Source organism: Bacillus cereus group sp. RP32 (genome assembly GCF_040459735.1).
Taxonomy (GTDB): domain Bacteria; phylum Bacillota; class Bacilli; order Bacillales; family Bacillaceae_G; genus Bacillus_A; species Bacillus_A wiedmannii.
This window is the reverse complement of record NZ_JARVHO010000001.1, coordinates 3,266,440-3,279,688: the sequence shown is the minus strand read 5'-3', so window position 1 is coordinate 3,279,688 and position 13,249 is coordinate 3,266,440. Positions and strand designations below refer to the sequence as shown.

The window sequence follows — 13,249 nt, the reverse complement described above, 5'->3', positions numbered from 1 at the left end:
CTGTTACACATTGATAAAGAAAATATACTAAAACGAGTATGCTTGCGGCGGAATACATGACATCTAAAGTCATCGGATTGCCTCCTCATTGTTGTTGTATTTATATTGTATGAAATCTTACAATTTCATATTCAAGTGAAAAATATGTGAACGTTAACAAAATTGTAAAGTGCAAAAATTACAATCATTTTGTATAATAGAAGAAACAACCGTTATATAAAATATAATGAGTGAAAGGGAGGGAACATAAATGCCAAATTGGTTTAGAAAAACCTTAGTCGCATTAATTACCGTATTTACATTTGGTTTAGTGACGCCTCCTTCCATATTGCTTGATAATGCCAAAGCTGCGGACAAGCCTACGAGTACAGCTGGGCAACAAAATTTGGAGAGTACGTCCTATACATATGAAGAAACGAATGACAGGTTAACCACCGATACTTTTATTACTTATGCAATGCTAGAAGCAGAGAAGCAGTCGATGCAAAAGTTTGGCACTAAAATTGGTCCAGTAATTGAAGATGAGTTTAAAGATGTAATATTACCGAAAATTGAAGAGGCAATTGCTGAGCTTGCAAGTGATGTACCAGAGGAGTCATTGCAATCATTAGCAATTTCTCAAAGGCCAGCTGGCGGAAATAATGAAAAGATTTTTCATGTGTATGACACGAAATCAGGAAATGACTTATTACGATTTCATGTAAGAAGAGATCATCCACCGCAAGATGGTTATTATTTTAATTTCCACTATCACCGTTTTGATGATGGGTACTCAGGACACCATGAATTAGGAAACATTTATTGGAATACGAATGTACCGCCAAAATGGCTTTCTTAAAAAGAACAAGAGAAGATCTTGTTCTTTTTTTATGTGTATAGAAGGGTAAGACAACTATGTTGTTGAATAAAATAGGTTTAGAAAAAAGAAGCAAAGGGAGTATGGAAATGCAAAAGTATATTGTTTTTGACTTTGATGGCACATTAGTAGATTCACAAAATATATTTGTACCAATTTATAATCAACTTGCTGAAAAGCACGGATATAAAACGGTAAGGGAAGAAGAAATTGAGTATTTACGTAAATTAACGATGCCAGAGAGATGCAAAAAACTCGATGTACCACTGTATAAACTACCGATCTTAGCATTAGAGTTTTATAAATTGTATCAACCTGCTATAAAAGATCTTATTTTGTTCCATGGGATGAAGGATGTATTAGATGAACTACATAAAAAAGGCTACGGAATTGCCGTTATATCTTCTAACTCAGAAGAGCATATTCGGGCATTTTTACACAATAATGATATAGAAAATATACAAGAAGTATATTGTTCTAAAAATTTGTTCGGTAAAGATAAAATGATAAAAAGATTTTTAAAATCGAAAAAAATAACAGAGAAAGATATGTTATACGTCGGTGACGAACAGCGAGACGTAGCAGCGTGTAAAAAGGCTGGGGTGAATGTAATATGGGTATCTTGGGGATATGATGTTATTGAAACAGTGAAAAAAGATGCACCAGATTACATGGTCAATACACCAATGGAAATTGTGCAAATAGTACAAGGGGCATATTCTTAATATGAATACACTTCAATCAGCTATTCATCATATTGAATTTTGGGTATCGGATTTAGAGGAGTCCATTTCTTTTTATGATATGTTATTTTCAATAATTGGATGGAGAAAGTTAAATGAAGTAGCATATAGCACAGGAGAAAGTGAAATATACTTTAAAGAAGTAGATAAGGAAATCGTAAGGACGTTAGGGCCTAGACATATTTGTTATCAAGCTATTCATAGAGAAGTAGTTGATGAAGTAGCAGATTTTCTTTCTAGTACGAAAGTGAAGGTAATACGTGGTCCAATTGAAATGAATCATTATTCGGAAGGTTACTATACAATTGATTTTTACGATCCGAATGGATTTATTGTAGAAGTTGCCTATACACCAAATGCAGAAATGTAAGGGGAATAAAAATGAAAACAATGACAGCATGGCAAAATAGTATACAAATAGTAAAAGATGCAGCGAATATTGAAGAAATTTCTAAAGGTTTTTCACCTGATAAAAAATATATAGTTACGACAATTGATGATGAAAAATATTTGTTACGGATTGGCGATATACAAGAGTATGAAAGAAGAAAAATAGAGTTTCAAATTTTAAATGAAATGGCAAAACGCAACGTACAGGCACAAAGGCCGATTGAAATAGGTATATTGGAAGAAGAAAGTGTATGCTATAGTATTTTTTCATATTTAGAAGGGGAAGATGCAAAGAAGCTATTGCCTACGCATTCACCAAAAGAACAATATGAAATTGGTATAGAGGCAGGAAAAGATTTAGCGAAAATGCATACATATGAAGCTCCTAAGAATATACTTCCATGGTATGAAAGAGCAATGAAAAAACATCAAAAATATGTAGAGGCATATAAAACGTGCGGAATAAAAATAAAAAATGATGATAAAATCATTAAGTTTATCGATGAAAATGAAATGTATTTACAAAACCGCCCAAATCGATTTCAACACGATGATTTTCATTTAGAAAATATAATTGTACGGGATGGGAAATATGTAGGTGTTGTTGATTTTAATGGTTATGATTGGGGCGACCCACTCCATGATTTCGTAAAAATTGCACTATTTGCAAGGGACATTAGTATTCCGTATTCAATCGGACAAGTAGAAGGATACTTTAATGGGAGAATACCAGAGGAGTTTTGGAAATTATATGCGGTGTACGTTGGCATGACAGTTTTCTCATCAGTTGTGTGGTCCTTACGAGCAGCACCACATATGTTAGAGGATACGTTAGAGCGTCTTACTATCGTTTTAGAAGATCATAAAGACTTTGAGTCATTAAAGCCAACTTGGTTTCAACCAGAAAAGATTAAGATGAAATAGAAAAGGTAGGTGTGATTCACATCTACCCTTATTTTTTTACCATTCTTCGTTTTGAAGTAGTTGTAATGCTAACTTTAAATCTACATCTTCTTGTATATGTTCCGGAGTCCACGGGATATGTATATGCGGTTGTATGCCAATGCCGGACATTCCTTCACCTTTATCTATAGTAGAAAGTCGTGAAGTAGGGTAGTAAAGGGCGAATGTATCTGCCCATCCATTACGACTAAATTGGAATAATCATTTAAACCAGCAGTTGGACGACCTATTACTTTTACTTTTAATGATTTTTTGGCAACTTCTACAAAAGAATCACCAGAACTTCCACATGTAACATCTGTTAATAGAACTACTCTACTAGGTGATTTTCTTCCGTGTATTTTTAATGATTGAAGTTCTTTTGGTAACCCAGAAGTATCAAATGTAACGAATCCTTTTTTATAATTCTTTTTTAAATCTTGAATAAATATATCTGTGAATAATTTGGAAAGTTCGTCTAAAGAATCATAATCTTCCCTTTCGATGTCTTTCATACGCAAATGAAAGTTTCGTTCTGTATGATTTAATTGCATTGTATCTGAAGAATCTAAAAGTGAAATCTCTTTGTCTTCGAATAAGTAAGGAAGTAATTTGAAAAATGCATCATCACTCCCGCCACGATTCAATCGCACATCTATTATTAAATTCGGAAAAGTATTAAGCTCATCTTTATGTGAGTCTAATAATTTATTAATAGCTTCAGTATTTGCGAAATCCGTCAAAGTAATTAAGAGTGTATCTTCATTATGCTGTTTAATTGAATAAATAGGCGTGTATTCGTTTTGTTTATATTTTTGTAAAGTAATGGTCTCGGTTACCCCATTTTCATTTATAAGTGTAAAATTTGACGATTTTAATAAAACATAATTCCATTTTTCTCGTTCATATGAAGTTTCGTTTAAATACTTTTTATATTTTATTAATAGCTCAGGAATTTTCATATTATCTAATGCTAGTATAGACTGTCCTTTTTTCACTCTTATTTCTTGTGAAGTGGATGTAATATATAGGCAATCTCCGTATCTTTTCACTTGGAAACCAACACTGTTAAGAGGTGGATTGTTAGACTGCATTTTGAAAAACATATGATTATCTTTAAAATCTAGTAAGTAATCACTTACAATTTCAGTGAAATGAACCGGTGTCAGTTCTCCTTGTTTCTCTAATTTCTCGATTGTTTGTAAATAAGTAATAGGATCGTCCCATCCTTTCTTATCTATACAGCCTGAATAATCATGATGAGTAATCGAAACAACTTCTTTGAAAATTTCTGTGTACATTGCTTTTCCTCCTGCCAATTTAATTAGTTGAATAATAGAATTCTGTATTCTTTACGTATTATCCTTTTTTAGATAGAGAAAAGAGGGATGTGTTATCATCCCTCTTTTAAAAATTTATTTAATTTTCGTAAATACAAGTGGCTGCGTACTTAACATAGCTGGTACATGTAACTGAAGGGATGGAAATTCACCACTCACATTCATTTCATAAGCGAATAATAAACTCATTTTCATTTGGAATAAATCAACTTTTGCAGAGAAGATATCGTAATGATGATGCGCTAATTGAATGTCCATCCCCATAAATTGTACATATAACGAATTATCTCGTTTGTATACTTGTAATGTTCCGTATGCAGGATGTTCGAAAGTACCAGTATAATCGTCTAACTTGTGAGAAGGTGTAGTCCCTTTCGTTTGTTCAGGAATGGATTCGGTTGCTTCTTTCATCATTTCCTTCATTTTTTCAGTATCTTCTACAGCACGTTTATGCCAATCAATGCATTCTAATTCAAGTAGTTCGTCATAAATTTGATTAGCGAGATAAGTAGGAAGTAGTGTGCCTCCAGCATTCGTTAAAATGACAAGGCCTATGTTTTCTGTTGGTATGAATGAAACAAGTGCTGAAAACCCATCAATATTACCGCCATGATGAATTACCTTATTACCACGATAAGCGCTAATAAACCAACCAAGGCCGTAACTATTTAATGGAGATTCAGGAAGTGATAAAACTGGTTGATCTGGAATGGAATTATGTGGTGTATACATTTGTTGTAATAATTCAGAGGAGATTACTTCATGATCTCCAAATTTCCCTTTGTTTAAGTGAAGAAGGACCCAATTTGCCATATCTTTAATTGTAGAATTAATACACCCAGCAGCGCCAACTGTATCAATGTTACGGAATGGAACTTCTTTTATTTCACCTTCAATTTCAATGTAAGGTAAAGCATAATCATCTGTATTTTGTGAATCTGTAACAGAGAAGTTTGTTTGATCCATATTTAAAGGTTCTAAAATATGTTCTGTAGCGTATTGCTCCCACGTTTGATTCGTAATGTTTTCTACAATATAACTAATTGTTGCATACATTAAGTTGTTATATAGAAAGGAAGTTCGAAACGGTGCATCAAGCGGTAAATGTTTTATTTTTTCAACAAGATCTTTTCGAGATAAGGAAGAGCTATACCAAAGAGCCTCATGGCGGCTTACACCGGTTCGATGAGAAGCTAAATCTCGCCCGGTAACTTGTGAACTAGCAAGTAGATCAGATAAAGAGAAGTTAGGTATATAAGACTGGACAGGATTATCCCAATTAAACTTTTTTTGCTGTGCTAACAAGCTTAATGAAAGTGTACCAAAAGCTTTCGTTGAGGAACCGATTGCGAACCGAGTATTCGGTGTAACAGTGTCTTTTGTCTCTAAATTTCGATAGCCAAATCCTTCTGAAATAATAACTTCACCGTCTTTTATAACAGCTACAGCAGCTCCAGGAACGTTTAAATCCTTCATCATTTTTTCAACCGTTGTTTGTAAAGAAGTCATAACAGGAGTTTCAATTTTAGACATACTTCTAACCTCCAAATATAAATTTTGTTCTACCGCACTATACTTTCGGTAATAGAAAATAAAAACCTTTTTAATTATGGAAAGTTAATAATTTTGTAAGAATGAATAAAATTATTATTTATTTAGAATTTTATTTTTATTATAATTAATTTAAATTAAGATTTAGAAGAGATGGTGAAGAAGTGTGCTAACAATAAAGAGAGTGATTTGCGATAATAAAAAAAATCCGATAGGTATAGATTCAAAAGTTGTGAAAATGAGTTGGCAGCTTGAGTCGAGGAACCGAAATGTAAAACAAATTGCTTATCAATTGCAGGTTGCGAAGGATAGAGATTTTGAAATTCTAATGTTTGATTCGCAAAAAGTAGAAACAGATCAAAGTTTGCATATACCAATCAATTCATTTTCATACAGAGAAGAGACACGTTATTTTTACCGGGTAAAGGTATGGGATAATTACGGAGAAGAATCATCTTGGTCTAAAGTAGGATTTTGGGAGACGGGGTTACAAGGGCAAGATAATTGGAGCGGAAACTGGATTACTGTGAAAAAAGAACGAACGCAAGTTATGTCTTTTAATAAAAGTTTTTCTATTAAAAAAGCAGTTAAAAAAGCACGCTTATATATCACTAGTTTAGGAATATATGAGGCTTCTATTAATAGAGAGCGTATTGGAGATTGTTACTTTACTCCTGGATGGACAAGTTATGATAAGAGAGTATTGTATCAAACGTATGATATAACTCATGTATTAAAGGTTGGGCAAAATGATATTTCCACTCTGGTAGGTAACGGCTGGTATAAAGGGCCGATCACTATGCATCATGTACGTAATTATTACGGGAGAAGACGTGCGATAATTGCTCAATTACATATAACATATGAAGATGGAACGAAAGAAAAAATTGTAACGGATGAAACATGGAAGGTAACTCCAAGTCCTATTTTGTATTCGGAAATATATGAAGGAGAGGTTTATGACGCTACACTAGAAGAAAGTGTTCAAGAGCTAGAAGATGTTGAAGTGATTGAGTATTCTAAACAAATGATTTTTTCGCAAGAAAATGAATCAATTCGTAAAATGAAAATTATAAAACCGATTTCTATTTCAAAACTACCGAATCACGAATGGCTCATTGATATGGGGCAAAATATGGTAGGGTGGGTTCGATGTATAGTCCGTCATGTTTATATTGGGCAAAAGATAGAATTGCATCATGCTGAAATATTAAATAAAGATGGTAGTTTTTATACTGGAAATCTCCGAAAGGCAAAACAAAAAATAGTGTATATAGCAAAAGGAGAAGAAGAGGAAACGTTTGAACCTCATTTTACATATCAAGGCTTTAGGTATGTGAAAATAAGTGGATTAACCCAACCACCTCAAATAACAGATTTTGAAGGGGTTGTATTACATACGGATATGGAAAAAGTAACTGAATTCGAAACGTCTAATCCATTAATCAATCAACTTCATCATAATGTGGAATGGTCTCAAAGAGGGAACTTTTTTGATGTGCCAACAGATTGTCCGCAGCGAGATGATCGACTTGGATGGACCGGAGATGCACAAATGTTCATTGGGACAGCTACGCAAATTATGAATGTACAATTGTTCTTTAAAAAGTGGCTCCAAGATTTATCGTTAGATCAAAATGTTAATGGAGCTGTGCCTTTAGTTATTCCAGATGCTTTTGGGAAAAGAGCGGATTTTGATTTACATACTTCTGGTGGTTGGGGCGATGCAGCAATTATATGCCCGTGGGTTCATTATTTACATTACGGAGATGTATCGATTTTAAAAGAACAATATGACAGTATGAAGAAGTATATAGATTACATACGTTCACAAGGTGAGAACGAGTATTTATGGGATACAGGCTATCATTTAGGGGATTGGCTCGCATTAGATACGAAACCAGATGTATATGAAGGTGGAACAGACAAGCATTTTATTGCGACTGCTTATTATGCGTATTCTACATCGCTTTTACGAAGGATTGCTGAGATTTTAGGTGAAAATACAGATGCTAAATTATATGCAGAGTTACATGGGAATATTGTTCAAGCATTTCAAAATGAATTCGTTACACCGAATGGTAGGTTAATTTCAAATACACAAACAGCCCACATATTAGTACTTCTTTTTGAACTAGTGAAAGATGATGTGAAGGAGAAAGTATTTAATCGCTTAATTGAGCTATTAAAAGAAAATAAAAATCATTTAACAACAGGTTTTATAGGAACACCGTATTTGAATTTAATATTAAGCAAGTTTAACCGGCATGACCTTGCTTGTAAGCTTCTATTTTATGAAGATTATCCATCATGGTTATACCAAGTGAAAAAAGGTGCCACAACGATTTGGGAACATTGGGATGGCGTGAAAGAGGATGGAACACTTTGGAATGATAGTATGAATTCTTATAATCATTACGCATATGGTTCTATTGTTGAATGGATATACCGATATATTATTGGATTAGAAATGGATGAGACAAAACCTGCGTATAAACATTTTTATGTACAACCACATTTTGATTCGAATTTAGAGTGGGTTAAAGTAAAACGTGAGACAGCTTATGGAGAAATTAAGATTGAGTGGCGGGTAGAAAAGGAACAAGCCTTTTTACATATTTCTGTACCACCTAATACAAGCGCTACATTACGGATAGACGAAATAAATTGGAAAGCAGAACATGACGTTGGAAGGGATTTAGGATCAGGCGATTATAAATTTACATTTTGTAAAAATATATTGAAGTAGAATTCTGTTTATATAGAAATATTTTTTATTCATTAGGATTATTTAATTTACTGTTTTTCATGTTATGATAAATTGCATATAAGATTGAAAGAAGGTTTTACTACATATGAAACATGCTGAATATGAATACTTAAATTTATGCCGCCATGTAATGGAGCATGGTACGAAGAAAGAAGATCGTACAGGGACAGGCACTGTATCTGTATTTGGATATCAAATGCGTTTTGATCTAAGTAAAGGTTTTCCTTTATTAACGACAAAGAGAGTGCCGTTTCGCCTTGTAGCAAGTGAACTGCTTTGGTTTATGAAAGGTGATACAAATATTCGTTATTTATTGCAGCATAATAATAATATTTGGAATGAATGGGCATTTAAGAGCTGGGTAGAAAGCGATGAGTATACTGGTCCTGATATGACTGATTTCGGTCTTCGCTCACAACAAGATGAGGAATTTAAAGTGCAGTACGACGAGCAGATGGACTTGTTTAAAAAGAACGTTTTAGAAGATGATGATTTCTCGAATAAATATGGTTATTTAGGAGACGTATACGGAAAGCAGTGGCGTGCCTGGAAAACGACAGCTGGTGAGACGCTTGATCAATTAAAAGATGTAATTGAAATGATTAAAATAACGCCAGACTCCCGTCGCCTAATTGTTTCTGCCTGGAATCCTGAAGATGTACCAAGTATGGCATTACCACCTTGTCATACGCTATTCCAGTTTTATGTAGCGGATGGCAAACTTTCTTGTCAGTTATATCAAAGAAGTGGTGACATATTCCTTGGAATTCCATTTAACATTGCAAGTTACTCATTACTAACACATTTAATCGCACATGAATGTGGTCTTGAAGTGGGAGAATTTGTTCATACAATTGGAGATGCACACATTTATACGAATCATTTTGAACAAGTAGAAAAGCAATTGGCACGTGAACCACGTCCATTCCCGAAACTTACATTAAATCCAGATGTGAAATCTGTGTTTGATTTTGAAATGGAAGATTTAACGATTGAAGGATATGATCCACACCCAGCAATTAAAGCACCGGTTGCAGTATAATTGTAGAGGAGATGAAAAAATGATTGTTTCATTTATGGTCGCAATGGACGAGAATAGAGTAATTGGCAAAGATAATAATTTACCTTGGCGTTTACCGAGTGAATTGCAGTATGTAAAGAAAACAACGATGGGCCATTCACTTATTATGGGCAGAAAGAACTACGAAGCGATTGGTAGACCACTGCCTGGAAGACGTAATATTATTGTAACTCGTAATGAAGGGTATCATGTTGAAGGGTGTGAAGTAGCACATTCTGTAGAAGAAGTGTTTGAACTATGCAAAAATGAAGAGGAAATCTTTATTTTCGGCGGAGCACAAATTTATGATCTCTTTTTACCTTACGTAGACAAGTTATATATAACAAAAATCCATCATGCATTTGAAGGAGATACATTCTTCCCAGAAATGGATATGAAAAATTGGAAAGAGATTTTTGTAGAAAAAGGTTTAACAGACGAAAAAAATCCGTATACGTACTATTATCATGTATATGAGAAGCGACAATAATAATAAGGATTGATGTGAAATTCACATCAATCTTTTTATTTGTATTCGTTAATATAAGTTTATAGATGATATTCAATAGTGCTATAATGAAATCTAGCATGTAAAAATGCTAAAATTTTCAAAAGTATTCATATAGAAAGAGGAGGAGAATCGATTGAGAAAGATATGGGGGATTCTTTTTCTTTGCTTAACATTCATGTTAGTTGGATGTGGTAAAGAAGAAAAACCACAAGAAGCATTTGATACATATGCAAAAGCATGGAATAAACAAAAATTTGCAGAAATGTATGATCAATTATCAGAAAAGGCAAAAAAAGATATTTCAAAGAAAGAATTCACTGAGAAATATGAAAAAATTTATTCTGGCATTGAAGTGAAAGATTTAAAAGTAGAAACAGGGGAAGTAAAAGAAGATAAAAAAGATGAAGGCCCTGTTCCTTTTAAAGTAAGTATGGATACAGTTGGCGGTAAAATCACTTTTGGTCATGAGGCAAAAATGGTGAAAGAAAAAGATGGAGATAAAGAATCTTGGAAAATAGATTGGACTCCTGATTTTATCTTCCCAGGGATGACAAAAGATAGTAAAGTACGCATGCAAACGACACAACCAAAGCGCGGAGAAATATATGACCGTAACGGTAAATATCTTGCGGTAAATGGTAAAGCCTCTGAAATCGGAATGATTCCTGAACAGTTAGGTGATGCTGCTCCGCAAACGAAAGAAACGGTAGCGAAGTTGCTAAATATGTCTGTAGAAGAAATTGATCAAAAACTAGCAGCTAAATGGGTAAAACCAAATTACCTTGTACCAATGGGAATATTGCCTGAAGGAGCAACACAAAATACGTACATAGATTTACCCGGTGTTGCAACAAAGCCAGTAAATGTTCGCTCATATCCATTAGGAGAAGAAGCAGCACATCTTACTGGCTATATTGGAAAGGTAAATGCTGAAGATTTAAAAACGCTACAAAAGAAAGGCTATCAAGCTGATGATCCAGTAGGTAAAGCTGGTTTAGAGCAAGTATTGGAAGAAAAGCTACGCGGTAAAAAAGGTGGTCGTGTCTTCGTAGAAGATGCACAAGGAAAAGAAATTAAAAATTTAGCAAAAACAGATGCTGTTGATGGAGAAAATGTAACTTTAACGATTGACAGTGCAGTTCAAAGCGAAATTTATAATGAAATGAAAAATGAGGTAGGATCAAGTGCAGCAATTAATCCAAAGACTGGAGAAACACTTGCACTTGTGAGCACACCAGCTTATAACCCAAATACCCTTACAAGAGGGGCGTCAAAAGCGCAACGTGATGCGGTAAATAATGATCCGAAAAAACCGATGACGAATCGATTTACACAATTATCGGTACCAGGTTCTGTATTTAAGCCAATTACAGCTGCAATCGGTCTTGAAACGAAAACAATTGATCCAAAAGAAGAGTTGAAAATTGAAGGGTTGAAATGGACAAAAGATTCTTCTTGGGGTAATTATTATGTAACGCGTGTAAAAGATGCAAATCCGATTGATTTTGATAAGGCTATGAAATACTCGGATAATATTTATTTCGCACAAGAGGCTTTGAAAATCGGAAAAGATAAATTTATGAGTGAAGCGAAAAAGTTCGGATTCGATGAGAAATTACCAATTGAATATGGATTCCCAGCTTCTAAAATCGCAAATGATGGTATTAAAAATGATATTCAAATGGCAGACACAGGTTATGGACAAGGGCAAGTATTAATGACTCCACTCCATCTAGCATTAACGTACGCACCAATTGTTAATGATGGAAACATACCTTCTCCATATATTATTAAAACAGATAAGCAACCAAAAGTTTGGAAAGAGAATGTCATTTCAAAAGGCAATCAGGATATATTAAAAACTGCTATGACGAAAGTAATTAATGATCCAGATGGTACTGGGAAAATTGCTAAAATTGATGGAATGACTCTTGCTGGAAAAACAGGTACAGCGGAATTAAAAGTATCAAAAGAGGCCGAAGGAAAAGAACTAGGCTGGTTCGCTGCATTTGATTTAAATTCACCAGATATGGTCATTACAATGATGATTGAAGATGTAAAAGGTAGAGGCGGAAGTAATATTCCAGCTGAAAAAGTGAAACATGTGTTTCAAAAATAGAAAATGATGAAGACTATCTCCATGGAATGTGGAGGTAGTTTTTTGTTTCACCAAAAACATATTGAAAAGATAGTGTTTATTAACTTACGAAAAAAAAGTAGCTATTTTTTATTGACATTGAACATAACTTTTTGTATTATACTTACATAAGGTAAGTTATTTACTTTCGAATTATAAATCTCAAATTAAAGATAAGATGTGTAAAAGGGAGAGAATACAATGACAAAAGTACTATTTATTACAGCAAATCCAAATTCAGCAGAAGGTTCTTTCGGAATGGCAGTAGGAGAAGCTTTCATCGAAGCTTATAAAAACGAACATCCACAAGACGAAGTTGTAACAATTGATTTATTCAACACTACAGTACCAGCAATCGATGCGGATGTATTTGCTGCTTGGGGTAAATTTGCAGCAGGTGAAGGCTTTGAAACTTTAACTGAAGTTCAACAACAAAAAGTTGCAGCAATGAACACAAACTTAGAAACATTTATGCATGCGGATCGTTATGTATTCGTAACTCCAATGTGGAACTTTAGCTATCCACCAGTAGTAAAAGCATACTTAGATAACTTAGCAATCGCAGGTAAAACATTCAAGTATACTGAGAATGGCCCAGTTGGCTTATTAGAAGGCAAAAAAGCACTTCACATTCAAGCAACAGGTGGCGTTTATTCTGAAGGAGCATACGCAGCTGTAGACTTCGGCCGCAATCACTTAAAAACAGTATTAGGATTCATTGGTGTAAATGAAACTGAATACATTGCAGTTGAAGGTATGAATGCAAACCCTGAAAAAGCACCAGAAATTAAAGAAGCAGCAATTGCTAATGCTCGTGAATTAGCAAAACGTTTCTAATATAGAATACTTAAAAAATGTCCAAGCACTTGCTGTTTGGACATTTTTTCTTCTTTTTCCTTCGTTTGTCTAGTATAATGAAGGTCGGAATGATAATAGGTGGGGGTTCTGT

Annotated in this window: 10 protein-coding genes and 1 pseudogene; 9 read left to right on the top strand and 2 right to left on the bottom strand. The window is 34.0% G+C overall.

Features of this window, described 5'->3' with window-relative positions:
• Positions 1-250: 250 nt before the first annotated feature.
• The 4 genes from QCI46_RS16890 (at position 251) to QCI46_RS16875 (ending at position 2,913) form a co-directional block, all read left to right on the top strand.
• The gene (locus QCI46_RS16890; RefSeq protein ID WP_098095935.1) at positions 251-838 is read left to right on the top strand and encodes a YpjP family protein; all 588 of its coding nucleotides are present in this window, start codon (positions 251-253) and stop codon (positions 836-838) included.
• Positions 839-945: 107 nt separating this feature from the next.
• Entirely contained in the window at positions 946-1,581 is a 636-nt protein-coding gene (locus QCI46_RS16885; RefSeq protein ID WP_327960158.1) for an HAD family hydrolase, read from the top strand.
• 1 nt (position 1,582) lies between these two features.
• Positions 1,583-1,969: a VOC family protein gene (locus QCI46_RS16880; protein ID WP_353840941.1), complete on the top strand. Its 387-nt coding sequence runs from the start codon at positions 1,583-1,585 to the stop codon at positions 1,967-1,969.
• 11 nt (positions 1,970-1,980) lie between these two features.
• On the top strand, positions 1,981-2,913 hold the full coding sequence (locus QCI46_RS16875) for an aminoglycoside phosphotransferase family protein (RefSeq protein WP_353840940.1): 933 nt from the start codon (positions 1,981-1,983) through the stop codon (positions 2,911-2,913).
• 36 nt (positions 2,914-2,949) lie between these two features.
• Here QCI46_RS16875 and QCI46_RS16870 read toward each other — a convergent pair.
• Both QCI46_RS16870 and QCI46_RS16865 read right to left on the bottom strand, forming a co-directional pair.
• Positions 2,950-4,232: pseudogene (locus tag QCI46_RS16870) on the bottom strand (S41 family peptidase).
• A 114-nt stretch (positions 4,233-4,346) separates the two neighbouring features.
• On the bottom strand, positions 4,347-5,804 hold the full coding sequence (locus QCI46_RS16865; protein WP_353840939.1) for a serine hydrolase: 1,458 nt from the start codon (positions 5,802-5,804) through the stop codon (positions 4,347-4,349).
• Positions 5,805-5,988: 184 nt separating this feature from the next.
• Here QCI46_RS16865 and QCI46_RS16860 point away from each other — a divergent pair, with 184 nt between their 5' ends.
• From QCI46_RS16860 to QCI46_RS16840, 5 genes are all read left to right on the top strand, one after another.
• Complete coding sequence (locus QCI46_RS16860; RefSeq protein ID WP_353840938.1) at positions 5,989-8,571, top strand: family 78 glycoside hydrolase catalytic domain; 2,583 nt, start codon at positions 5,989-5,991, stop codon at positions 8,569-8,571.
• A gap of 106 nt (positions 8,572-8,677) precedes the next feature.
• Entirely contained in the window at positions 8,678-9,634 is a 957-nt protein-coding gene (locus QCI46_RS16855; RefSeq protein ID WP_353840937.1) for a thymidylate synthase, read from the top strand.
• A gap of 19 nt (positions 9,635-9,653) precedes the next feature.
• Positions 9,654-10,142, top strand: coding sequence for a dihydrofolate reductase (locus tag QCI46_RS16850; protein WP_098088203.1), 489 nt, complete (start codon positions 9,654-9,656; stop codon positions 10,140-10,142).
• 154 nt (positions 10,143-10,296) lie between these two features.
• Complete coding sequence (pbpC, locus tag QCI46_RS16845) at positions 10,297-12,282, top strand: penicillin-binding protein 3 (protein ID WP_098088201.1); 1,986 nt, start codon at positions 10,297-10,299, stop codon at positions 12,280-12,282.
• A gap of 219 nt (positions 12,283-12,501) precedes the next feature.
• A complete protein-coding gene (locus QCI46_RS16840) occupies positions 12,502-13,137 on the top strand; it encodes an FMN-dependent NADH-azoreductase (RefSeq protein WP_048541201.1) in 636 nt (211 codons plus the stop codon).
• Positions 13,138-13,249: the final 112 nt, after the last annotated feature.